We start from the raw sequence: 23,900 nt of genomic DNA on the forward strand, positions 1-23,900 counted from the left end.
AGTGGAATCAACGCAGCCCACCGCGACTGATCGTGCGCTCGTCGCGGCAGGCCAGCGGCTGACCGTCAAGGTCCCCGGTACAAGCGCCAACCTGGGCCCCGGCTACGACAGCCTCGGCTTGGCCTTGTCGATTTACGACACCTTGACGGTGGAAACCCTCAGCACCGGAGAGCTCGAGTTTGAGCTCTCCGGTGAAGGGGCCGAAACCCTTCCCCGGGATTCCAGCCACCTCGTGGTGCGCGCCATTGATCTGGCGCTGGATCGCCTTGGCTACCAGCACTCCGGACTGAAGATCACTGCGGACAACGTCAATCCGCACGGACGTGGCCTCGGATCCTCAGCTTCTGCCGTGGTGGCGGCGGTGACCGCAGCCAATGCCTTGGTACCGGAGGAATCGCGGAAGGATCGCGATTGGATCTTGCAGCTGACCAGCGAGATGGAGGGCCACCCGGACAACGTCGCACCGGCCATTTTCGGCGGACTGGCGCTGTCCTGGCAGGACAGCGAGCAGTACAGCAGTACCAGGGCAGACGTTGCGCCTTCAGTCATTCCGGTAGTCGCCGTCCCCGACTTTGAGTTGTCCACGGAGACGGCACGCGGTTTGCTCCCTGCCTCCGTGGGCCATCATGCGGCGGCCATGAATTCCGGACGCGCCGCCCTGCTGATCCACGCCCTCACGGCGCAGCCGGCCTTCCTGTTGCCTGCTACCGAGGACTACCTCCACCAGAGCTACCGTGCACAGGCTATGCTTCCCAGCGCCGACCTCATCGCAGCTCTTCGGTCCGCAGGCCACGCGGCCGTTGTTTCCGGTGCGGGCCCCACTGTGATGGTGCTGGCCAACGGGGAACGTGAAGCCTCCACTGTTGCGGATTTCATTGAGTCCTACACGGCGTCCAACACACCAGACATTGGCTGGCGTGTGATGACACTGGCTGTGGACGTTCAAGGTGCTAGAGTGGAAGTGCACCGCCGGTAAAGCCGCGGGCAGTTCCCTGATTTCGGATCTCGGTGTTTCGCCGTACCTTTCGTCAACTGTGCCAACGTTGGTGGTGTCGTCTCTTTCCGGCCAGTCTCAGGTGCCGAGATCTCTCTGTTCCCTGAACCTACAGCCGGCAGTCCGGGCAACCGGATCCAGTGATGACGATCAGTATCCGGCCCTGTTGGCCACAATCCATCAGGCACGGCCCAAATCACCGGCTGCAGATCTGAACTGCAGCCCAGAACAAATCATCGCGTCCAGCTCTCGCTCTGGACGCCGTCGAGGGGGAAGGATCCTTCGTGACAGAAACCACTGAGCTGGCTTCAGCTGTGGACACAACATCTTCTGCTGCTGAGTCGTCAACAGCAGCAACCACCAAGAGCAGCGGCCTTGCAGGCCTTAAGCTCGCCCAGCTTCAGGCTCTCGCGAGCCAGTTGGGCATCTCTGGGGGATCGCGTATGCGTAAGGGGGATCTGGTGACCGCCATTTCCGCCCATCGCGCCGGCACCTCCACTACCAAGGCACCCGCCAAGGCCAGTGCCCCGGCAAAGGGAACCACTGCTGTGGCCAAGGAAGCTCCGGCCGTGGATGCCAAGGCTGCAGGGGAGACCAAGGTTAAGGCTGCCGAAAACGGTGCTGTTGCCGATGCTGCCTCCGAGGCTCCGGCCCAGGAAGCCCCCCGCGGTCGAGGCCGTGGCCGTAGCCGCCGCGCCACCAGTGATGGTGTAGTAGCTGCTGTTGAGGCCGCTGCTGCGCCCGCTGAAACCGCAGTTGCGCCGGTTGCCGAAGCACCGGCAGCATCTGAAGCGGCTGAGTCCGGTACCGAGCGTCGCCAGCCGCGCACCCGCAACCGCCGCCGTGGCGAAGCTGCTGCAGCACCTGCTGAAGCGGCAGAAGCCCCCGCGGCCGAGCAGCGTGAGCAGCGCGCTGACCGCACGGAGCAGCGTGCTGACCGTACGGAACAGCGTGAGCAGCGTGCCGACCGCACCGAGCAGCGTGAGCAGCGCGCCGACCGCAACGAACAGCGTGAGCAGCGTGAACAGTCGGATTCGGGCGAGCAGCGCGAACGCCGTGACAACACCCGCGGCCGCCGTGAAGACACCAACGATGGCGATGACACCGGCAACCGCCGCAACCGCCGCAACCGTCGTGACCGCAACGACCAGAACGACCGCAGCGACCGTCGGGGAGGTCAGGACAGCCGTGACGGTAACACCCGCAGCGACCGCTTCCGCGACCGCAACGAACGTCGTCGTGGCCGCGCCCAGGGACCGGACGTCGACGACGTCGAGGTCACCGAGGACGACGTCCTGCTTCCCGTAGCCGGCATTCTGGACGTCCTGGAGAACTACGCGTTCATCCGTACGTCCGGCTACCTCCCCGGGGCGAACGACGTTTACGTCTCCCTGGCACAGGTCAAGAAGTACAACCTCCGCAAGGGCGACGCCGTTGTCGGCGCCATCCGTGCACCGCGTGACGGCGAAGACCGCAGCCAGCAGTCGGCCCGACAGAAGTTCAACGCGTTGGTTCGCGTCACTTCCGTCAACGGCAAGACTCCGGAAGAGCTCAAGGACCGCGTCGAGTTCGCCAAGCTCGTACCGCTGTACCCGTCCGAGCGCCTCCGCCTTGAGACTGATCCCAAGAAGATCGGCCCGCGTGTCATTGACCTCGTGGCCCCGATCGGCAAGGGCCAGCGTGGCCTGATCGTGTCGCCGCCGAAGGCAGGCAAGACGCTCATCCTGCAGTCCATCGCGAATGCAATCACCACCAACAACCCTGAGGTCCACCTCATGATGGTGCTGGTTGACGAACGTCCCGAAGAAGTTACGGACATGCAGCGCACCGTCAAGGGTGAGGTCATTGCCTCAACTTTCGACCGTCCCGCCGACGACCACACCACGGTTGCCGAACTTTCCATCGAACGCGCCAAGCGCCTCGTGGAAATGGGTATGGACGTTGTAGTCCTCCTGGACTCCATGACCCGCCTGGGCCGCGCCTACAACCTGGCAGCACCGGCCTCCGGCCGTATCCTGTCCGGTGGTGTGGACTCCGCAGCCCTGTACCCGCCCAAGCGCTTCTTCGGTGCTGCCCGCAACATCGAAAACGGCGGTTCGCTGACCATCCTGGCAACGGCCCTCGTGGAGACCGGCTCCAAGATGGATGAAGTCATCTTCGAAGAGTTCAAGGGCACCGGCAACATGGAGCTCCGCCTGTCCCGCCAGCTGGCAGACAAGCGCATCTTCCCGGCCGTGGACGTCAACGCGTCCGGCACACGCCGCGAAGAGAACCTCCTCTCGCCTGAAGAAGTCAAGATCATGTGGAAGCTGCGCCGCGTCCTTTCCGGCCTGGAGCAGCAGCAGAGCCTTGAGCTGCTGACCAACAAGATCCGGGAGACGCAGAGCAACGTCGAGTTCCTCATGCAGGTTCAGAAGACGACACTCGGAGCGAAGTCGGACAACGACAAATAGCTGTGCTCTAACCGCTCAAAATATGCCGGCCCCGCCCCTACGCCGGGTAGCTTCCGATCTACGATCGGAAGCTACCCGGCTCCGGCAGGCCCGAAGCCACTCCCTGGCCGGCATATTTTGAGCGGTCTTTGTTTAAGGAATCCTTGGCCCGACACCACGTGAGGTCAGAAACGGCCCAGCGGGCCCCAGATGGGCTGTGCGTGACCCCACTGTGCAGTTATTAGACTTGTAGAAGTCGAAAGAGGTTTGAAAATGTTTGAGTCCGTACAGGGATTGCTTGATGAGCACGCTGCTATTCAGGCGCAGTTGAGTGATCCTGCTGTTTATGCCGATCAGTCCGCGGCCCGGAAGTTGGGGCGGCGGTCTGCCCAGCTCCAGGGCATTGTGGAGGCGTACAACAAGTGGCGCGGGCTCAATGATGATCTGGAAGCGGCCAAAGAGATGGCTGATGAGGATCCTGAATTCGCTGCCGAGGTTGTGCTGTTGGAGGAGCAGATTCCCGCGGCGCAGGAGCGCCTGCGCCGTCTGCTGATCCCTCGTGATCCTGACGATGCCCGCAACGTCATCCTTGAAGTCAAGGGTGGCGAAGGTGGTGACGAAGCTGCCTTGTTCGCCGGTGACCTTCTGCGAATGTACATGCGCTACGCCGAGTCGCGGGGATGGAAGACCGAAATGATTTCGGCCACCGAATCCGATCTTGGTGGCTACAAGGACGTTGCCGTGGCCATCAAGGGCAACTCGAACGATCCTGCGCAGGGAGTCTTCGCGCGGTTGAAATTCGAAGGTGGGGTGCACCGTGTGCAGCGCGTGCCCGTGACCGAATCCCAGGGCCGCATCCACACCTCGGCTGCCGGCGTGCTGGTACTCCCTGAAGTGGACGAGCCCGAAGAGCTTGAGATCAACCAGAACGATCTCAAGATCGACGTTTACCGTTCCTCTGGTCCGGGTGGACAGTCCGTGAACACCACCGACTCCGCTGTGCGCATCACCCACTTGCCCACGGGCATCGTGGTGGCCATGCAGAACGAGAAGTCCCAGCTGCAGAACCGCGAAGCCGGCATGCGGGTTCTCCGTGCCCGCCTCCTGGCCCACCAGCAGGAACAGATCGACGCCGCCAACTCGGAGCAGCGGAAGTCACAGATCCGCACTATGGACCGTTCGGAGCGCATCCGCACGTACAACTTCCCTGAAAACCGCATTGCGGACCACCGCACAGGGTACAAGGCGTACAACCTTGACGCCGTCATGAACGGCGACTTGGAGCCCGTGATCCAGTCGGCCATTGAGGCGGACGAGCAAGCACGCCTGGATGCCATCGGCGAATAGCACCCTGCCGCATATCAACAGCAGAGTAGATCCATGACGTTTTACCCAGGCCAGAGCCTCGCGGACGCGGTTCGCGAGGCTACTGCCGTTCTCACCGACGCCGGTGTCCCCTCGCCGCGCGTGGACGCGGAGTTGCTGGCCGAACACCTGCTGGGTGTGGGGCTGGGACGCTTGCGGGCCATGCTGTTGGGCGATACTCCCGCACCTGATGGTTATGGGGAACTGGTGCAGGAGCGGGCCGGCCGCGTTCCCCTGCAGCACATCACCGGCGTCGCCCATTTCCGGTACTTGGAGTTGCGTGTGGGTCCGGGTGTCTTCATACCCCGGCCGGAAACGGAATCGGTAGTCCAGTTGGTGATTGACCACGTGGCAGGAATCCCGAACCCCAAAGTGGTGGATCTTGGCACCGGATCTGGTGCGATCGCCGGCTCGATCGCCCACGAAGTACCGGGCTCTGACGTCCACGCCGTGGAATACAGTACTTTCGCGCATGCCTGGGCTGCGAAAAACCTGGAGCCGCTGGGCGTCACCCTCATCCAGGGCGACCTTAGGGACGCGCTTCCCGAACATAACGGAACCTTCGACGTCGTCGTCTCCAACCCGCCGTATATCCCGGCTGAGGCGATACCCACAGAACCTGAAGTCGCGCTCCACGATCCTCCCGAGGCACTGTACGGTGGGGGAGCGGACGGCATGGAACTCCCGACGGCGGCAGCGGCCTCCGCGGCCCGGCTCCTGAAGCCCGGCGGCTACTTCGTAATGGAACACGCCGAAGTCCAGGCCGGCTGGATCGCCGGGATGCTGCGACGCTCCGGACGTTGGAACAACGTCACCACGCATTGTGACCTGAACGGCAAGGAACGTGCCACCAGCGCGGTGCTGGCAAGCACTGACCCTGATGAGTGAAAGAATAGCGCTGTGACCACAACCTACAACTGCACTTCCGATGACCAGCGTGCCGAAGGACTTCAGCACGCCCAGCGTGCCATCAGCGAAAAGAAGTGCATCGTGCTGCCGACGGACACTGTGTACGGCATTGCCGCGGATGCCTTTTCGCCCCTGGCTGTGACGATGTTGCTGGCTTCCAAGGGACGCAGCCGGCAGATGCCGCCTCCGGTGCTGATTCCCCGGATCAACGCCCTTGATGGCCTGGCCACGGACGTACCGGCCGACGCCCGCGCGCTGGCGCAGGCATTTTGGCCCGGTGGGCTGACCCTGATCCTCCATGCCCAGCCGTCGTTGGACTGGGATTTGGGCGAGACAAAGGGCACCGTTGCCCTGCGTATGCCCGATGACCAGATTGCCTTGGAACTCCTCGGCCTCACGGGCCCGCTGGCCGTATCATCGGCCAACCGCACCGGCCAGGAAGCAGCCCAGACCGCTGCGGAAGCGCGCATGCAATTGGCCGAATCCGTAGAGGTGTACCTTGAGGGCGGATTTCGGCCCGTGGAAGGTACTGCCGCGCTGCCGTCCACGATTGTGGACGCAACTGCCACCCCGTTCCGGGTAGTGCGCCAAGGAGCGATCTCCTTGGAAAGCCTCCGTGCGATCGTTCCGACCCTCCTCGGTTTTGGCGAGTCTGTTCCCGCCGGGGTTGAGGAACCTGAAGAGGCAGTTGCTGTCGCGGCGACCCCCACGGCGGATGACGCGCCGGTTGAGGTGACCGAGGCCGCCGTCGACGACGTCGAAGCCAAGCCTGATGAGCAATCGGTGCCTGACGACCATGTGGAGCCGCCGGCCCCACGAGAAGCCAAGTCCGAATGATTCCGGACCGCCAGCGCGTCCCCGTCCTCGACGTCGACGCTACTCCGTTGCGCGTCCATGAACTCATTGACGCCGTGGGCGGGCTGATTGCTGCCGGGACCACAAGCACTGTGCTCGGCCACAACCTGCACAGCATCACGCTTTTTCATTCATGTCCGGATGTCCGCGCCCTGTACGAAGCAAGCTCCATAGTCCTTCTGGATGGAGCCCCCGCCACGTTGCTGTGGGGAGTTTCCCGGAAGCGGCAAGGTCTGCCCTTGGGTGAAGGGGCCATGGCGTACCGTCTGGGTTCCATGGACTGGATCCCTGAACTCGGCAAGGTTCCCGGATTGCAGCGGGTCGCTGTGGTCGGAGCCGGCAGGGAGGCCAATACCGAAGCGGTGGCCCGCCTGCGGTCCATCATTCCCGGCGCCACGGTGGACGGCATGCCCGGCGAAGGTTGGGATGACGCCCTTGAAGACGCCGTAGTGGGCTGGCTGAACACGTTCCGGCCGCAACTGGTGCTGTTGGGTCTGGGGATGCCGCTCCAGGAGCATGTCCTGCATCGCAGGCTGGGGGAACTGCCGCCGGCCGCCTACTGCGCCGTTGGAGGCGCGATCGAGCAGGTTGCCGGTATCCAGAAACTGGCACCGCGCTGGCTGGGGCGCCTGGGGCTCGAATGGGCCTGGCGTCTGGTCCTCCACCCGGGCCGGGTTGCCTACAGAGTTTTCATTGAGCCGTGGAAGCTTGCCGGCCTGCTGGTCCGGCGCCGTTTTCAATCACCCAAGACCAAAGGCAAGTAAATGACGTCCCAAGCTGTTGTGGTCGCCGTCGTGGTGACTTATAACCGGCGTGAACTCCTCCAGACCACACTGGCGGGCATCGCAGCCGGCACCCGGGTTCCGGACGCCGTCGTCGTGGTGGACAACGCTTCCACTGATGGGACCGCAGAGTACCTGCGGGAGTATGAGGGGCCGCTGGCTACGGACGTCGTCACGCTCACCGCCAATGTGGGCGGTGCAGGTGGATTTGTGGTCGGCATGGAGCGCGCCCTGCTGGATCACGGCGCGGACCACGTCTGGATCATGGACGACGACACCGAGCCGCAACCAGGCGCGCTTGCCGAAGCACTGGATGTTTCCACGGCGTATCAGCAGGAAACAGGAGATACGCCGGCCTTCATCGCCAGCCGCGTTGTCTGGACCGATGGCCGTGACCACCCCATGAACCGCATGCGGCCCCGGATGGGTGCCAGCGAAAACGCACGCAATGCTGCTGCGCGTGTGGGTGCCACGCAGATCCGCAGCGCTTCCTTCGTGTCAGTCCTGATCCGAGCCGAAGAAATCAGGAAATACGGCCTTCCCATCGCGGACTATTTCATCTGGAACGACGACCTTGAGTACACCGCCAGGGTTTCGCGCAGGGGAACAGCACTGACCACGGAAGCATCGGTGGCCAATCACCACACCAAGGTCTTTGGTGACGCCGGTGCTGACCCCGGACCGCGCTTCTACTACGAGGTTCGGAACAAGCTGTGGGTCTACACCCGTTCCAGTGCCTTGGCGCCATGGGAAAAGGTACTTTTCACCGGTGCGTCGTTGCGCAACTGGACCCGCACCATTGCTGCATCGCCCAACCGCAAAGTACTGCTGGGCGGGCTTCTCAAGGGCCTGCGCCACAGCCTCAAAGCACCGCGTTCCAATGCGCAGGTGCTTGAGGGAATCTACGCGTTGCGGAACGTCCAAGAGCCTGCCAGCTGACAGCGGCGCAGCTAAAACCCGGTCAAAGAGGCGTGGGTCGTGCGGCTGCGTCACAGGGTGGTCACGTCCATTGGCATTAGTATCGTGACTAGAGTCCACAGAAATCCCGCAACATTCGGCACAGCCGGTGCAGGCATGGCGACGGAGTAGTTCCATTTATCCACACACAGAATTCCACACCTCAAGGTGCCCGGAAACCACCGGCTTTCACCCGACGCGTCGGCAGCGTCAGTACATTGCCATTTCCGGAACAGTGGGCGGGCTGCTCCCGGGAGCCGCATCATGATCATGTATCTGCTGATGGCACTCACGGCTGCAGTGGTGTCCTACGCGGGAACGTGGGGTGCCCGCGTGGCCGGAAACAAACTGCGCCTGTACCGTCCCATCCGCAGCCGCGACATGCACTCTGCCCTGATTTCCAAGCTCGGCGGGCTGGGCATCTTTGCGGGTTTCTTCGTCGCCCTGGTAGTTGCCAGCAACTCATTCTTCGTGAAGGACATTTTCAGGCACAACGATGCGCCCTGGGGGATCCTGGCCGGTGCTGTGGTGATCGTCGCCGTGGGGGTGGCAGATGACATCCTGGACATCCGATGGTGGATCAAGCTGCTGGGCCAGGGCGCTGCCGCTCTCATCGTGGCACTGTGGGGCGTCCGGATGTCGGTGGTGCCCTTCATCCCGGAGCCGATATTCCTCGAGTCTGAGATCCTTCAGATTGTGCTTACGGCGGGACTCATTGTCACCACCATGAACGCCGTCAACTTCATTGACGGACTGGACGGTTTGGCAGCGGGAGTGGCCATCATTGGTGGCGGCGCCTTCTTCCTCACGGCTTATTGGGTCCACAGGAACAATCCGTCCACCGACAACTCAGACCTTGCCACACTCCTGATGGCCATCCTCGTGGGTAGTTGCATCGGGTTCCTGCCGCACAACTGGTTCCCGGCAAAAATCTTCATGGGTGACTCGGGGGCCATGCTCATCGGCCTGCTCATGGCGTCAGCCGGTGTCGTAGCCACGGGACAGATCGGCTCGGGCCTTTATGACCGTGCCAACGGCATCCCCACGATCGTTCCAATATTGCTGCCCTTTGCGGTTCTGTCCCTGCCCCTCCTGGATCTGGGGATGGCCGTAGTCCGCAGGACTGCGAGGGGTCAGTCGCCATGGTCGGCTGACCGCGGACACCTCCACCATAAGCTGGTGGACCTCGGCTACTCGCACCGTGCCGCCGTCGTCATGCTCTATGTCTGGACGTGCATCCTGGCGTTCGGTGGCGTCGCTTTCGCCGTCTTCCCATGGCAGATTGTGCTCATCGTGGTTGTGGTCGCGGCTCTCGTCATGGCCGCCGTGACTGCGTGGCCCTACTTCACCCGGAACTCGACGCGGCCGGGGGAGTAGTTGTGGCGGCTGGTTATCGTCACAGTTCTATCTCATGTAGAATTCTTTCTGCGGACAGTCACTCGCCCGTAACCCCACTTTGAGAATATGGCACCTGTGCCACGAGGATTGGTATCCCCATGACATCCAACGCCGAAACCGGACGCCCGTCCGGTAAACGTGGTGTTGGTTCCATGGGCAAGGCATCCTCGTTGTGGCTCCGGTTACTTCTTCTGAGCGCCTCCGCCGCAGTCGCGGCCACCGCAGTCACCTGCGTGATCGCGGCCGTAATGAACGGCGGTCAGGGTGCGCTTTCAGCGGCGTTCGGCGCCGCGCTGGTGATGCTCTTCTTTGGCATCAGCCTTTTGATAGGCCACTATGTAGGCCGCAACAACCCTTCAGGCGCCGTTGGCCTCTTTGTTGCTACGTATTTCATCAAAGTGGTCGGTTTTGCCGTAGTACTGTTTGTGCTCGGCGCGCCGGATTGGCTCCACCACCGCTGGTTCCTGATTGGCGCAGTGGTCACGGTTGTCTTCTGGCAGGCAGCAGAAATCCATGGTTTCAGCAAGGCCCGCCTCCAGATCTACAACGATCCTGAAGAGAAGAAGGGTGGCCCGGATGTCTCCGCGTAAGCGATATTCACGCCCGGCCGCACCAGCCCAGCAACGTGGAAAAGCCAATGAAGCCGCAGAAGCCGGAAACGACGGCGGATACAACGCCGGCATCGCCGTCTTCAGCTACATCATTGGCGGGATCATTGTCTGGAGTTTGATAGGCTGGGGTCTGGATAATCTGTGGGGGACCCGCTGGATTGTGCTCCTTGGCGCTCTGCTGGGAGCCGCAGGAGGGTTCTATCTTTCCCATATGCACGGCCTCACCAGGCAAAGCTCCTCTGCTGGCGAGAGCAACGCAGACAGCGGTCCGTCCACGGACGGGGACAGTAATGCCAAATAATTTCACATGGATTGTGGATGCGTCCAACGCTTCCGGATTCCAACCAATGCCCAATGATGGACACAGCAGAGAGGAAACGCGTTGATCGCGCTTGCGCTCCCCGCCCAGGATTCGGGGTCCTTCACCCCACCCGGAATCGACGAAATGCACCTGCCGGCAATCCTGCCTTGGGGTGCGCACGACGGATTCTCCAAGCAGATGCTGCTGGTGATTCTTTCGGTCGTCATTATCGCTACATTCTTCATCCTCGCTGCACGTAAGCAGCAGCTGGTACCCGGCAAGCTGCAGTTCGCAGGCGAGATGGCTTACGGCTTCGTCCGCAACAGCATCGCCAAGGACATCATCGGCGGCAAGGACTTCATCAAGTACGTCCCGCTGCTGTTCAGCTTGTTCTTCTTCATTTTGGTGAACAACATCTACGGCGCCATCCCTGTGATTCAGCTGCCGAGCTTCTCACACGTAGGCGGTGCCTACGTCATGGCCGGCATCGTGTATTTCACCTGGATCATCATCGGCATCAAGAAGAACGGCCTGAAGTACTTCAAGCTCGCCACCGTTCCTTCCGGCGTCCCGTGGTACATCCTCCCGATCGTGGTACCGATCGAAATCATCTCCAACTTCCTGGTCCGCCCGGTCACGCACAGCCTCCGTCTGTTCGCGACGATGCTGGCCGGTCACTTGATCGTCATGCTCGCCGGTTCCGGCATCGAGTTCCTTGTCATGCAGGAGAACGTCCTGCTCAAGGGCGCATCGGTCCTGGTCCTCGTCGGCGCAATCGCCATGTACATGCTCGAAGCACTGATCATGGCCCTGCAGGCTTACGTGTTCACCCTGTTGACCGCGATCTACATCGAAGGCGCCCTGCACGCCGATAGCCACTAGGCTCCCAAAACTTCCCCTTGCGGGGATGAAGCAACCCAAACAACCTGCCGCACGGGCGGCATCTTGAAAGGAAGAAAAAATGGAAGGCACCATCAACGGCTCCCTCAACCTCATCGGCTACGGTCTCTCGGCCATCGGCGGTGGTATCGGTGTGGGTCTCGTGTTCGCCGCGTACATCAACGGTGTTGCACGTCAGCCGGAAGCTCAGCGTGTGCTGCAGCCGATCGCGTTCCTTGGCCTGGCACTGACTGAAGCTCTTGCCATCCTCGGCCTCGTCTTCGCTTTCGTTCTTTCCTAATAATAAGAACCCAAGCGAATTCGACGCACGAGTAGATAGGACGGGTGAAATATGAATCAGCTGATCATCTCAGCCGCCACTGAAGGCGAAGCGAAGAGCAACCCGCTCGTTCCCAACGTCTGGGAAATGGGCGTTGTCCTCGTCGGCTTTGCGGTCCTCATGTACATCGTGGTCAAGTTTGTTGTCCCGATGTTCGAGAAGACCTTCGCAGAGCGCGCCGAAGCAATCGAAGGTGGCATTGCAAAGGCCGAAGCGGCCCAGGCGGAAGCTTCTGCAGCTCTTGAAGAGTACAAGCAGCAGCTCACCGACGCCCGCGCCGAAGCCAACCGAATCCGTGAAGAAGCACGCGCCGAAGGCGCCCAGATCCTTGCGGACCTCAAGGCCAAGGCTGCAGCAGAGTCTGCCCGCATCACCGAGCAGGCACACGCTGCCATCGAGTCGGAGCGCCAGGCAGCTGTTGTCTCGCTTCGTTCCGAGGTAGGCACCCTGGCCACCACGCTGGCCGGCCGCATCGTTGGTGAAGCACTCACCGACGACCAGCGCGCCGCACGCGTTGTGGACCGCTTCCTTGCAGATCTGGAGACCCAGAGCGCAGGTGCAGCTAAGTAATGGCAGGTATATCGAGCGAATCGCTGACCACAGCACTGGCGCAGTTGGAAGCCAAGCTTCCCTTCGCCTCGCTGCAGTTGGCTAAGGACCTCTTCGGAATCCTGGGAACGGTGGACAGCTCGGCTGGCTTGCGCCGCGCCCTGACTGACCCGTCCCGTACTGGAGACGAAAAGTCGGCGCTGGTCAAGCAGCTGGTTGGCGGAAAAGTCTCCGCTGATGCTGCTGAAATTGCGGGCGGACTGGCCAGCTCACGCTGGGCATCGGCACGCGATATCGGCGATGCACTCGAGACGCTTGCCGCCACGGTTGTCATTGCCGTAGCTGAAAACAAGTCGGCGGTTTCTGCCTCCGGTATCACGGGGCTGGAAGAGCTGGAAAACGATCTGTTTGCCTTCAACCAGATCGTCGCCTCCAGCCACGAAGTACAACGTGCTCTGTCCGAGCCGCAGGGTTCCCCTGCGGCAAAGATTGCACTGGCCGAGAAGCTTGTTCCTGGCAGCAGCGAGGAAGCAAAGGTTCTCATCAGCCAGGCAGTTACGCAGCCGCGCGGTGTCAAGCCGAGCAAGCTCGTCGAGTCTTTCGCCAAGCTTGCAGCCAAGCGCCAGCAGCGCTGGATTGCAACTGTCAGCGTTACCCGTCCGTTGACGGAAACGCAGGCCAGCCGTCTGCAGGCCGGGCTGGATGCCCTGTACGGCCGCGAACTGAAGGTCAACCTCAATGTTGACCCCGCACTGATCGGTGGGATCCGTGTCCAGGTAGGTGACGAAGTGCTCGACGCTTCGGTCATCGCCCGCCTGACCGAACTCCGCCGTCAGCTCGCTGGCTAGCCAGATCAAAGCACAACTTAACTGATATAAAACCCGGTCATCGTGAGCAACGATGATCACGAAAACAGGAGAGCAGGGACTGCAGATGGCCGAATTGACCATCAACGCCGACGACGTCCGTAATGCGTTGAACGAGTTCGCGGCGTCCTACGAACCCGGTAACGCAGAGCGCGTAGAGGTTGGTCGTGTGACCACCGCAAGTGACGGCATCGCCCGTGTTGAGGGTCTTCCCTCGGTCATGGCGAACGAGCTGCTTCGCTTCGAAGATGGCACGCTGGGCCTGGCCCAGAACCTTGACGTCCGCGAGATCGGTGTCATTATCCTCGGTGACTTCACCGGTATTGAAGAAGGCCAGGAAGTTCACCGCACCGGTGAGATCCTGTCCGTTCCGGTTGGCGACGCCTTCCTGGGTCGCGTTGTCGACCCGCTGGGCCAGCCGATTGATGACCTTGGCGAAATCAAGGCCGAAGGCACCCGCGCACTGGAACTCCAGGCTCCGGGCGTTACCGAACGCAAGTCGGTTCACGAACCGATGCAGACCGGCCTCAAGGCTATCGACGCCATGATCCCGATCGGCCGTGGCCAGCGTCAGCTGATCATTGGTGACCGCCAGACCGGTAAGACGGCCATCGCCGTGGACACCATCATCAACCAGAAGGCCAACTGGGCTTCGGGAGATGTCACCAAGCAGGTTCGCTGCGTTTACGTTGGTGTTGGCCAGAAGGCTTCCACCATCGCAGCCGTCCGCCAGACCCTTGAGGACCACGGCGCACTGGAGTACACCACCATCGTGGCCTCCCCGGCATCTGACCCCGCTGGCTTCAAGTACCTGGCACCGTATGCAGGTTCGGCCATCGGCCAGCACTGGATGTACGGCGGCAAGCACGTTCTGGTGATCTTCGATGACCTGTCCAAGCAGGCCGAAGCCTACCGCGCCGTGTCCCTTCTGCTGCGCCGTCCGCCGGGACGCGAAGCATACCCGGGTGACGTGTTCTACTTGCACTCCCGCCTGCTGGAGCGTTGTGCCAAGCTCTCCGACGAGCTCGGTGCAGGTTCGATGACCGGTCTTCCGATCGTCGAGACCAAGGCAAACGACGTCTCCGCGTACATCCCGACCAACGTGATCTCCATCACCGATGGCCAGATCTTCCTCCAGTCGGACCTCTTCAACGCCAACCAGCGCCCCGCTGTTGACGTCGGTGTGTCCGTCTCCCGCGTTGGTGGCGCTGCACAGGTCAAGTCCATGAAGAAGGTCTCCGGTACCTTGAAGCTGGACCTGGCCCAGTACCGCGACATGCAGGCATTCGCCATGTTCGCCTCGGACCTGGATGCTGCATCGCGTCAGCAGCTGACCCGTGGTGCACGCCTGATGGAACTGCTGAAGCAGGGCCAGTACTCACCGTTCCCGGTTGAGAACCAGGTTGTTTCCATCTGGGCCGGCACCAAGGGTCACCTGGACGACGTTCCGGTTGAGGACATCAGCCGCTTCGAGTCCGAGTTCCTGGAGCACCTCACGCACAAGTCCTCCATCCTGACCACGCTGGCGCAGACCAACGTCCTGGATGACGACACCGCTGCAGCCTTGGAGGAAGCGATCGTTTCCTTCAAGAAGGGCTTCTTCGGAGAAGGCGACAACCACCTGGTTGGCGCCGGCCACGAAGAGCACGCAGCGATCTCCGGCGGCGACGTCGACCAGGAAAAGATCGTCAAGCAGAAGCGCTAGTTCCGATCACCTGCCCTGCCGGGGTCCGCAAGGGCCCCGGCAGGGCAGCACATCGGGAACTTAGGAAAGGATAAGTATGGGAGCCCAGATTCGGGTCTACCGTCAGAAGATCAGCTCGACGACGTCGATGCGCAAGATCTTCAAGGCGATGGAACTGATCGCTACCTCGCGCATCGGTAAGGCCCGCGCCCGCGTAGCAGCTTCACTGCCCTACGCGAACGCGATTACCCGCGCCGTTTCTGCTGTCGCAACTCAGAGCGAAATCGACCACCCGCTGACCACCGAGCCGGAGCAGATCCGCCGTGCCGCAGTCCTGATCATTACATCGGACCGTGGCCTTGCAGGATCGTACTCCGCGAGCGTGCTCAAGCAGGCTGAAGGTCTCACCGAGCTTCTTCACGCAGAAGGCAAGGAAGTCAAGGCGTACCTGGTTGGCCGCAAGGCGCAGGCGTACTTCGATTTCCGCAACCGGGCATACGCTCGCGTATGGACCGGTGGCACGGACGCGCCGGAATTCGAAACAGCACAGGAAGTCGGAGCTGCACTTCTCGAAGACTTCTCCACTGACTTCGAAGAGGGTGGCGTGGATGAGATCCACGTCGTCTACACCCGCTTCAAGTCGATGGTGACGCAGGAGCCTACGGTTATCCGTTTGCTTCCGCTGGAGGTCGTCGAAGAGGAAGCAACCTCGGAATCCGAGCTGTTGCCGTTGTACGAGTTTGAACCGGAAACAGAGCAGGTGCTTGACGCACTGCTTCCGCGTTACATCGAGTCCCGCATCTTCGCAGCCATGCTGCAGGCCGCTGCTTCCGAGCTCGCAGCCCGCCAGCGTGCCATGAAGTCGGCCGGTGACAACGCTACGGATTTGATCAAGAAGTACACGCGCCTTCGCAACACGGCCCGCCAGGCCGAGATTACGCAGGAGCTTTCCGAAATCGTTGCCGGCGCCGACGCCCTCGCGTCTTAGCCAGCACCGGATTCGGTTCCAAGCCGCACCTGCAACAAACAGATAAACTTAACCCCACGCCATCTACTGAGTGAAGTGAGAGAGATGACTGCCACTGCTACCGAACACGTAGCAACGGCCGGTGCCACCGGCCGCATTGCCCGTGTTATTGGTCCGGTTGTCGACGTCGAATTCCCGGCTGACGCAATCCCCTCGATTTACAACGCTCTGACCACTGAGATCACTCTCAACGGCCAGACGAAGACCATCACGTTCGAGACCTCCCAGCACCTGGGTGACAACCTCGTCCGCGCCATCTCCCTGCAGGCAACCGACGGACTTGTCCGCGGCACCACCGTGCAGGACTCCGGCGCTCCGATCTCGGTGCCCGTCGGCGACGGCGTCAAGGGCCACATCTTCAACGTTCTCGGCAAGCCGTTGGACGTCGAAGAGTCCGAGATCAAGGCTGACGCCTACTGGCCGATCCACCGCAAGGCTCCGGCCTTCGCATCCCTCGAGGGCTCCACGGAGATGCTCGAGACCGGTATCAAGGTCATCGACCTTCTCACTCCGTACATCAAGGGTGGAAAGATCGGCCTGTTCGGTGGCGCCGGTGTTGGCAAGACCGTTCTGATCCAGGAAATGATCACCCGTGTTGCCCGCAACTTCGGTGGTACTTCCGTATTCGCCGGTGTCGGCGAGCGTACCCGTGAAGGTAACGACCTCTGGGTTGAAATGGAAGAGGCAGGCGTCCTCAAGGACACCGCTCTTGTGTTCGGCCAGATGGATGAGCCGCCGGGAACGCGTCTGCGCGTGGCCCTGTCGGCCCTGACCATGGCGGAGTACTTCCGCGATGTCCAGAACCAGGACGTGTTGCTCTTCATCGACAACATCTTCCGCTTCACCCAGGCAGGCTCGGAAGTTTCCACGCTGCTCGGCCGTATGCCGTCCGCTGTGGGCTACCAGCCCAACCTTGCTGACGAGATGGGCCTCCTCCAGGAGCGCATCACCTCCACCAAGGGTCACTCCATCACGTCGATGCAGGCCATCTACGTGCCGGCTGATGACTACACCGACCCGGCCCCGGCCACGACCTTCGCACACCTCGACGCAACCACGGAACTTTCCCGTGAAATCGCATCCCGTGGTCTGTACCCGGCCGTTGACCCGCTGACGTCGACTTCCCGCATCCTGGATCCCCAGTACATCGGCAAGGACCACTACAACACGGCTGTCCGTGTTAAGCAGATCCTGCAGAAGAACAAGGAACTTCAGGACATCATCGCCATCCTTGGTGTTGACGAACTGTCTGAAGAGGACAAGATCGTCGTGTCGCGTGCACGTCGTATCCAGCAGTTCCTCTCCCAGAACACCTACACCGCCAAGCAGTTCACCGGCGTCGAGGGTTCCACCGTGTCCATCAAGGACACCGTGGAAGGCTTCACGGCCATCTGCGACGGCGAGCTGGACCACATTGCAGAGCAGGCGTTCTTCAACGTCGGTGGCCTGGATGACGTCGAGCGTCAGTGGGCCAAGATCCAGGAACAGACCAAGTAGTATGGCTGAGCTCGAGGTTGAGATTGTCGCAGCGGACCACTTCGTGTGGTCCGGCGCGGCCAAGATGGTGAAGGCCCGCACCAGCGATGGTGAAATCGGAATCCTGCCGGGCCACTCGCCCCTTCTGGCCATCCTGGCTGAGGGCGAGCTGGCAATCCAGCCGGTTTCCGGTGACCGTATTGCGGTAGTGGTCGACGGCGGATTCTTCTCCGTTGACAACGATCGCGTGGTCATTGTTGCTGACAACGCCAAATTGGGCGAAGCGGCTACAGCGGGGATCCGATAGCACGACCTTGATGGACGATTCCCTTATTCCGTTCATCGCCCTGGCAACAGCGTTTACGTTGCTGATCATTTCACTGTGCCTGTTCGGGGTGCGCCGCTTCAACCTGCGGCGTGCCCTGGGCACGGTAGACGCCTCCATTTGCACGGCTGGAAACAGCTGGCAGATGGGGGTTTGTCGTTATCAGGACAATGAGCTGGAGTGGTTCCGCTTGATGTCCTTGAGCGTGATCCCCAAGCACAGATTTACGCGCAGTTCGCTCGAACTGCTGGGCCGCCGCCAACCCACGGAAGATGAACTCGTCAGGGTGCAGCCCGGCGTTGTGGTTGTTGAATTGCAGTACGAAGGCCAAAAGTTCATGCTCGCCATGAATTTCGACGCTTACGCAGGGTTGTCCTCCTGGTTGGAGGCCGGTCCGGTCATCGGCGTCGGTACCTGGCGCTAGGCGTTATGGATTTTCTTTCCGACGTCAGCCTGGTTGGTGGTCCGTTCCTCTGGTTCAGCATTGCTTGCGGTGCTGCCGGTGGAATGTACCTGCTCTGGCGACGACGACATTCCTGGCCCTTGGTCGTTGTGGGCTCTCTCGCCGTTTCTGCCGGCATCGTGGCGTTGATCCACTGGATCCTGGTGGATCTCATGGCCACTTTTTCAGAGAACCTGCCCTTTGAGACGCTGGCATGGTCTGTGCCGGCTGTTGCAGCTGTCCTTCTCTGCGCGGCCCGCCTTCCACGCAACTCCGTTAAAGGCCGCTCCCTCAGCGTCCTGGCGATGCTGGGAGTCGTCCTTCTGAGTGCTGTCCAAGTGAATCTCTACTTCGGGCTCAACAACTCGGTAGGAGATTTGCTGGGTACTGCAGTGGCCCGCATTCAGCCGCTGGAGGCCGGCCTTCAACGGAGTCCGGACAGTAGTAAGCCTGGCCCCGCCCTCCCGGAGTGGAAAGCCCCCGCGGCCATGCCGGCGCACGGAATTCTGCGCAAGGCCGACATCCCCGGCACCACTTCCGGTTTCACTGCACGGGAAGCGTACATTTATCTTCCCCCCGCATATCAAACCGAACCCCGCCCCAAACTGCCTGTGCTGGTGCTCTTCTCAGGACAGCCCGGTGGCCCGGCCGACTGGTTGACGGGCGGCCAGCTCCGCTCCCAACTCGACCGCTTCGCCGAAGCCCACCACGGAGTGGCTCCGGTGACGGTGGTGGTGGATCCGAACGGCTCAAGCGGATCCAACACCATGTGCATGGACAGCATGATTGCCCCTGCGGACACATATCTCTCCAGGGATGTTCCGGCCTGGATCACCTCCACGCTGGACGTCTCGGATGACCCCCGGCTGTGGGCCGTGGGCGGTTTCTCGTTTGGGGGTACATGTGCCATGCAGATGGGCACAGCCCACCCGGAGCTCTTCCCCACCGTGCTGGCGTTCGCGGCGGAACGGGAACCTGCATTGGCCAAGGATCGAAACAAGACCATTCAGGACTCGTTCGACGGCGACACAGCGGCTTTCGAGTCGAGGACGCCTTTGGCCTTGATGCAGCAACGCACTTATGCGGGAAGCGCTGCCTACTTCACGGCCGGCGAAACTGACCACGAATTCACCGACTACATGCATGAGCTCGCTGACGCTGCCCGGCGCGCAGGCTTCGCGGCAGAAGAACATACCATCCAGCACGCAGGACACTCTTGGGACGCTGTTGTCCGGGGAATGCCCGGAGCCTTGGGTTTCCTTGCCGACCGCTGGGAGCTGTCCCGGTGAGCCGTGCCCTCAAGGGTGTGATCAAGCCGGCCGTGCTGCAGGCGGGCAGGCACGTGCGGGCCACGCCGTTTACCCTGCTGGTACTGGGCTTGTTTGTGTTGTTGTCCGTGGTTTCGGACAGTTTCCTGTCCGGTCCGCCGGAGCCGTGGCTTGCTTTCGCCGGCGTATCACTTGATGGTCTGCGGTCTGGAGAATGGTGGTCCATTTGGACGTCGCTGTTCTTCACCACCAATCCCTTGGCTTATGCCACAGCGATCCTGATGATCGTGTTCCTTCTGGGCCTTGCCGAGCGGCACCTGGGGTCACTCAAGACTGCTTGTGTCTTCTTGGGCGCCCAGTACGCGTGCGTGTCGGCATTCCTCCTGGTCACCCAAGTGGCGCAGTACTCAGATGACGGCTGGCTGTCGCGAATGGTGGATAGCCGGCTGATTGGGCCCTACGGGGCAGCGATGGCTACTGCGTTGGCAGCCAGCGCCCTGCTCCCTACGCTGTGGCAACGGCGCCTGCGCACGGTGGCCCTTTCGGTTTCCTTGCTCCTGGTTCTCTACGTTGGGCACGCTGAGACGGTGGTGGGTTTCCTGGGGGCCCTGATCGGATTGGCCGCAGGGTGGTGGATGCAAAGCAGCCAGGGACATCTCCATCTGCACCGCTCTACGGGCAGGGAAGTACGGAACCTTCTGTCCTTGACGATGGCAATCTTCGCGGTGGGTCCCATCGTTACTGCTGCAGCGAAGAGTCCGTCCGGTCCCCTCGCATTGCTGCGGGACGTCATCCTGAATCCTTTGCCCACGCTCAGCCAGTTGGAAAGCAACTGCGGGGGAACCATTGATGTTGCCTGTTTGGAGGTGGGGCGCCAAGGTTACACGGGCCCGTTCGGTTTGGCGCTGGCAGTGGTACCCGTTGTCCTGCTGCTCATTTGTGCCGATGGCATGAGACGTGGACGCCGGCTGGCCTTGGGGATCGCGATCGGGGTCCAACTGGTAGTGGTGGCGTTGTCAACGATTTACCTTAGCCTCTTTGCCGGCATGCCCAGGCTGCAGGGGCGTCCCCACATCCCGATGCTGAACTCGGCAGTGGTGCACCTGATACCGCTCGTCTTGGTGCCGCTGGTGCTGGCTGTGCTGCTTTTTGTCTACCGTGGCCACTTCCGGGTGGTGTCGTCGGATCGACTCCGGCGCAGAATCTTCTGGTTGGTAGGCCTGACCGGGGCGGGCCTTAGCCTCGCTTACACCGCGGTGTGGTTTGCGTCCGGCGGCATGGACCGCGACGGCGGCTTGCTGGGGTTGGCTGCAGAATTGGCCAGGCAGTATCTTCCCGTTCCACTGCCGGGCGTTTACCGGAAGGTCTTCGCCGAACGTGATGTCGTGGAGGTGTTCCTCTTCTCGTATTCCGGAACGGTGTTCTGGTTGGTGGCGCTGGTGGGCGTATGGATCCTGCTCATCCGTGGACACCATTCCGGCGGACTCGACCACCAAGCCCGCCAGGGAGCCCGCACCCTGGTCAAATCCGGGGGTGACTCATTGTCTTGGATGGCGCTCTGGGAACCCAACAAGTATTGGTTCAACGTTGACGGCACTGGGGGAGTGGCCTACCAACACCATGGTCACGTGGCCTTGACGTTGGCTGGCCCGTTTGGGTCTGCCCGATATCGTCTGGAAACGGCCAGGGGCTTCCTCGAGTTCTGCACCCAGCAGGCGTTGATACCGTGCTTCTACTCCTGCACGGATGAGCTGTGGCCCATGCTTCAAGCGCGGGGTTTCCGTCGGGTGGCTGTTGCCCAGGAAACCCGCCTGCGGATCAGGGACCTGGAATTCCGGGGTAAGGAGTGGCAGAACGTCAGGACATCGCTGAACCGTGCCAAAAAACTGGGGATAACAGCCAGCTGGGGCCGTTACTCGGAGCTATCGCACGCCGTGCGCGCCCAAGTCACTGAGGTCTCGGAGGAGTGGGCGGCCCAGAAGAAAATTCCTGAGATGGGCTTCACCCTGGGCGGCTTGGACGAGTTGGAGGACGACGACGTGCTGTGCTGCGTTGCCGTTGATGAGGCGGGGTTCGTCTACGGGGTCACCAGTTGGCTTCCGGTCTACGAGGAGGGCCAGGTTGTCAGTTGGACGTTGGACTTCATGAGGCGACGCGGTGACACCTTCCCGGGAGTCATGGAATTCCTGATTGCCTCGGCCATCCTGCACCTGCGTGGCTCCGTAGAGGTCATCTCATTGTCAGGTTCTCCCTTGGCCAGGGAGAAGGGCGAGATCGAACAGCAGGCTGAGGGCCTGGCGGGAATTCTGGATGCCGTCGGGCAGGCACTGGAACCGGTTTATGGATTCAGGTCATTGGCTTCTTTTAAGTCGAGGTTCCAGCCCGAGTACCGAACGTTGTACATGTATTACCAAGACCCGTTGCACCTTCCGGCAATGGGGCGGGCACTAAGCCGCGCCTATCTGCCCGGATTGTCGGTACGGCATTCAGCCCGGCTGCTCCGGACCCTCGTTGCTTGAATAGTCAACCCCATTCACGGGTGCCAGTTCGTCTTTCTTCATGGTTAGTAACAGATGTTGTCGAAATATCAGACATTATTGGCCCCTTAAACACATTGACCCCGACGCGAAAGCCGGGGTCAATGTGTTTGTTGAATCTGCAACCAGCAGAATTCAGCAGGTAAGGCTAGACGACGGTAACGCCGGTTGCCTGGGGGCCCTTGGCGCCCTGACCGATCTCGAACTGAACGCGCTGGTTCTCATCGAGGGTCTTGAAGCCACCGGTCTGGATCTCGGAGTAGTGAACAAAAACGTCCCCATCCGAGTCATCCGGGGTGATAAAGCCGAAGCCCTTTTCAGCGTTGAACCACTTGACGGTTCCCAGTGCCATGTATTTCTCCTCATTATGGAACTTCAGTCCGATACACCTCGTACCGGCTTTGTTACTCCGCGAGAAGATCTTGGATTCCGTCCGGGGATGCCGGTTGGATTCGCAGGAGCTTCACGCTCGCAACTCGTCTTGCGAGCATGAAAACCACCTACACAAAGACTGCTACAACACTTTCATGTGCCCTGCCGGAGGTCAACGGTCTTTTGGGCAATTCTGGAAAATTTTCGGTAAAAAGAAGGTAACGCGGCTCATTCAATTAGCGCTGTGACAGCCACTGGCCGTTGCGCATCACGCCAGTGAGTTCAAGATCTTCGTTAGTAACAACGATGTCGGCACGCAGGCCACGGCGCAGTCCGCCTATTTCGTCGGAAAGTCCAAGGACAGCCGCAGGTACCGCCGTCGCGGAACAAATGGCGTCGGGAAGATCGACGCCGGCAGCTACGGTTTTGCGGACAACCTCCAGGAGGGTGGCGGTGCCGCCTGCGATTGACCCCGTGGCATCGAGCGTGGCGACACCATCACTGACGGTCACAGGGGAGGGGCCCAGCATGTAGCTGCCGTCCGAAAGCCCTGCGGCGGCCATGGAGTCCGTCACCAGGACAATATTGGCAGCTCCTACAAGTTGGAAGACCGTGGCTACCGTGCTGGGATCCAGATGTGTGCCGTCGGCGATGAGCTCCACCACAGCCTTTCCTTCCTGCGCCATCCGCAGGCAGGCAGCAACGGGACCCGGCGCGCGGTGGTGCAGTGGAGGCATCCCATTAAAAAGGTGGGTCACGGTGGGAAGTGAGCTGACGCCGTCGAACCCTGCTGATTCCAGCCCTTCACGGGCGGCGGCCAGTGACGCCGTTGCCGTGGCGTCATCGCAATCGGTGTGGCCCAGCGACGGAGTGACGCCGTGGGAGGTCATCAGGTCCACCAGCGCGGCTGCGCCAGGAAGCTCGGGGGCATAGGTCATGGTGGCCAGCTTGCCGGCGGCAGCGCCAACGAGCTCCTCCATGAGGTCCAGGTCCGGTTCCAGCAAGTAGTCCGGGTTCTGGGCTCCGCAGCGGGCATGCGACAGGAACGGGCCTTCAAGGTGGATTCCGGCTACGAGGCCTTCATCCGCGAGCTTTACATACAGCTGGATGCCACGGAGGAGGTCCTCCGGGGGAGCGGTCACCATGCTGGCCAGGAACGTTGTTGTTCCCGAACGGTGCAGGAAGTCGACGGCTTTGCGCGCCGATGCCTCTTCACCGCCAGGGAAGTCGCCGCCATTGCCACCGTGGCAGTGAACATCCACCAGTCCGGGAATCAGGTAGCTGCCGCTGGGGACTCCCAAACGGACAGCGCTCTGGAAACCTTCAAATGATTCCGGATCAAAGCCACCCGCAGCTCCGGCGTAGGCGATTCTGTCGCCTTCGATGGCAACAAGGCCGTCCCCCACCACCTCGCCGTCACTGACAATCGTGCCTTTGATGATCTGGTGGCTTGGCGCGGAGGAAGTGGACAAACGATCTGCGGCAGTCATGATGTCGATTCTAGTGGCCTGCGGCACATGAGCCCGGGGAA

23 protein-coding genes are annotated in these 23,900 nt (G+C 61.4%); 21 read left to right on the forward strand and 2 right to left on the reverse strand.

All coding sequences use genetic code 11. The features are described from left to right. The first annotated feature begins 1 nt into the window (after position 1). The 21 genes from thrB to WBN73_RS05930 all read left to right on the forward strand — a co-directional run bounded on the left by thrB (position 2) and on the right by WBN73_RS05930 (position 21,979). A complete protein-coding gene (gene thrB / locus WBN73_RS05830) occupies positions 2-976 on the forward strand; it encodes a homoserine kinase (protein ID WP_280623090.1) in 975 nt (324 codons plus the stop codon). A gap of 302 nt (positions 977-1,278) precedes the next feature. Next, positions 1,279-3,447, forward strand: coding sequence for a transcription termination factor Rho (gene rho / locus WBN73_RS05835; protein ID WP_207593909.1), 2,169 nt, complete (start codon positions 1,279-1,281; stop codon positions 3,445-3,447). A 252-nt stretch (positions 3,448-3,699) separates the two neighbouring features. Beyond that, a complete protein-coding gene (prfA, locus tag WBN73_RS05840; protein WP_337339713.1) occupies positions 3,700-4,773 on the forward strand; it encodes a peptide chain release factor 1 in 1,074 nt (357 codons plus the stop codon). Positions 4,774-4,806: 33 nt separating this feature from the next. Next, positions 4,807-5,679: a peptide chain release factor N(5)-glutamine methyltransferase gene (gene prmC, locus WBN73_RS05845; RefSeq protein WP_337339712.1), complete on the forward strand. Its 873-nt coding sequence runs from the start codon at positions 4,807-4,809 to the stop codon at positions 5,677-5,679. Positions 5,680-5,691: 12 nt separating this feature from the next. Beyond that, positions 5,692-6,537 carry an L-threonylcarbamoyladenylate synthase gene (locus WBN73_RS05850; protein ID WP_337339711.1) on the forward strand — a complete coding sequence of 282 codons (846 nt, stop codon included), beginning with the start codon at positions 5,692-5,694 and terminating at the stop codon, positions 6,535-6,537. Beyond that, positions 6,534-7,319, forward strand: a complete 786-nt coding sequence (locus WBN73_RS05855; RefSeq protein ID WP_280623086.1) for a WecB/TagA/CpsF family glycosyltransferase — start codon at positions 6,534-6,536, stop codon at positions 7,317-7,319. Before WBN73_RS05850 ends, WBN73_RS05855 begins: the two co-directional genes overlap by 4 nt. Next, the gene (locus WBN73_RS05860) at positions 7,320-8,276 is read left to right on the forward strand and encodes a glycosyltransferase (RefSeq protein ID WP_337339710.1); all 957 of its coding nucleotides are present in this window, start codon (positions 7,320-7,322) and stop codon (positions 8,274-8,276) included. It abuts the gene before it with no gap. Positions 8,277-8,558: 282 nt separating this feature from the next. After that, positions 8,559-9,671, forward strand: a complete 1,113-nt coding sequence (locus tag WBN73_RS05865) for an MraY family glycosyltransferase (RefSeq protein WP_089595539.1) — start codon at positions 8,559-8,561, stop codon at positions 9,669-9,671. 119 nt (positions 9,672-9,790) lie between these two features. Further along, on the forward strand, positions 9,791-10,282 hold the full coding sequence (locus tag WBN73_RS05870) for a hypothetical protein (protein WP_207593904.1): 492 nt from the start codon (positions 9,791-9,793) through the stop codon (positions 10,280-10,282). Next, positions 10,269-10,604: a hypothetical protein gene (locus WBN73_RS05875; RefSeq protein ID WP_207593903.1), complete on the forward strand. Its 336-nt coding sequence runs from the start codon at positions 10,269-10,271 to the stop codon at positions 10,602-10,604. Before WBN73_RS05870 ends, WBN73_RS05875 begins: the two co-directional genes overlap by 14 nt. Before the next feature lie 81 nt (positions 10,605-10,685). Beyond that, the gene (gene atpB / locus WBN73_RS05880) at positions 10,686-11,486 is read left to right on the forward strand and encodes a F0F1 ATP synthase subunit A (RefSeq protein WP_172322239.1); all 801 of its coding nucleotides are present in this window, start codon (positions 10,686-10,688) and stop codon (positions 11,484-11,486) included. A gap of 79 nt (positions 11,487-11,565) precedes the next feature. After that, positions 11,566-11,784, forward strand: a complete 219-nt coding sequence (gene atpE / locus WBN73_RS05885; protein ID WP_011775261.1) for an ATP synthase F0 subunit C — start codon at positions 11,566-11,568, stop codon at positions 11,782-11,784. Between the two features lie 51 nt (positions 11,785-11,835). Continuing rightward, a complete protein-coding gene (locus WBN73_RS05890) occupies positions 11,836-12,393 on the forward strand; it encodes a F0F1 ATP synthase subunit B (protein ID WP_024817283.1) in 558 nt (185 codons plus the stop codon). Next, positions 12,393-13,220 carry a F0F1 ATP synthase subunit delta gene (locus tag WBN73_RS05895; RefSeq protein ID WP_207593902.1) on the forward strand — a complete coding sequence of 276 codons (828 nt, stop codon included), beginning with the start codon at positions 12,393-12,395 and terminating at the stop codon, positions 13,218-13,220. The genes WBN73_RS05890 and WBN73_RS05895 overlap by 1 nt, the downstream gene beginning before the upstream one ends. A gap of 85 nt (positions 13,221-13,305) precedes the next feature. After that, positions 13,306-14,943, forward strand: coding sequence for a F0F1 ATP synthase subunit alpha (gene atpA, locus WBN73_RS05900; protein WP_207597589.1), 1,638 nt, complete (start codon positions 13,306-13,308; stop codon positions 14,941-14,943). 76 nt (positions 14,944-15,019) lie between these two features. Further along, positions 15,020-15,910 (forward strand): F0F1 ATP synthase subunit gamma, encoded by an 891-nt coding sequence (locus WBN73_RS05905; protein WP_207593901.1) that lies wholly within the window; start codon positions 15,020-15,022, stop codon positions 15,908-15,910. An 84-nt stretch (positions 15,911-15,994) separates the two neighbouring features. After that, positions 15,995-17,446 (forward strand): F0F1 ATP synthase subunit beta, encoded by a 1,452-nt coding sequence (gene atpD, locus WBN73_RS05910; RefSeq protein ID WP_089595532.1) that lies wholly within the window; start codon positions 15,995-15,997, stop codon positions 17,444-17,446. 1 nt (position 17,447) lies between these two features. After that, positions 17,448-17,732 (forward strand): F0F1 ATP synthase subunit epsilon, encoded by a 285-nt coding sequence (locus WBN73_RS05915; RefSeq protein ID WP_026540143.1) that lies wholly within the window; start codon positions 17,448-17,450, stop codon positions 17,730-17,732. A 10-nt stretch (positions 17,733-17,742) separates the two neighbouring features. Then, the gene (locus WBN73_RS05920) at positions 17,743-18,174 is read left to right on the forward strand and encodes a DUF2550 domain-containing protein (protein WP_207593900.1); all 432 of its coding nucleotides are present in this window, start codon (positions 17,743-17,745) and stop codon (positions 18,172-18,174) included. Positions 18,175-18,179: 5 nt separating this feature from the next. Continuing rightward, entirely contained in the window at positions 18,180-19,481 is a 1,302-nt protein-coding gene (locus WBN73_RS05925) for an alpha/beta hydrolase (protein ID WP_337339709.1), read from the forward strand. Beyond that, on the forward strand, positions 19,478-21,979 hold the full coding sequence (locus WBN73_RS05930; RefSeq protein ID WP_443193249.1) for a bifunctional lysylphosphatidylglycerol flippase/synthetase MprF: 2,502 nt from the start codon (positions 19,478-19,480) through the stop codon (positions 21,977-21,979). Before WBN73_RS05925 ends, WBN73_RS05930 begins: the two co-directional genes overlap by 4 nt. Before the next feature lie 166 nt (positions 21,980-22,145). Here the strand turns inward: WBN73_RS05930 and WBN73_RS05935 are convergent, their stop codons facing one another. Together WBN73_RS05935 and WBN73_RS05940 are read right to left on the reverse strand one after the other, a co-directional pair. After that, entirely contained in the window at positions 22,146-22,349 is a 204-nt protein-coding gene (locus WBN73_RS05935; RefSeq protein WP_018776337.1) for a cold-shock protein, read from the reverse strand. A gap of 256 nt (positions 22,350-22,605) precedes the next feature. Then, a complete protein-coding gene (locus tag WBN73_RS05940; protein ID WP_337339708.1) occupies positions 22,606-23,859 on the reverse strand; it encodes an N-acetylglucosamine-6-phosphate deacetylase in 1,254 nt (417 codons plus the stop codon). Positions 23,860-23,900: the final 41 nt, after the last annotated feature.

Origin of the sequence: Paenarthrobacter sp. CCNWLY172, from assembly GCF_037402035.1 — a bacterium.
Taxonomy (GTDB): domain Bacteria; phylum Actinomycetota; class Actinomycetes; order Actinomycetales; family Micrococcaceae; genus Arthrobacter.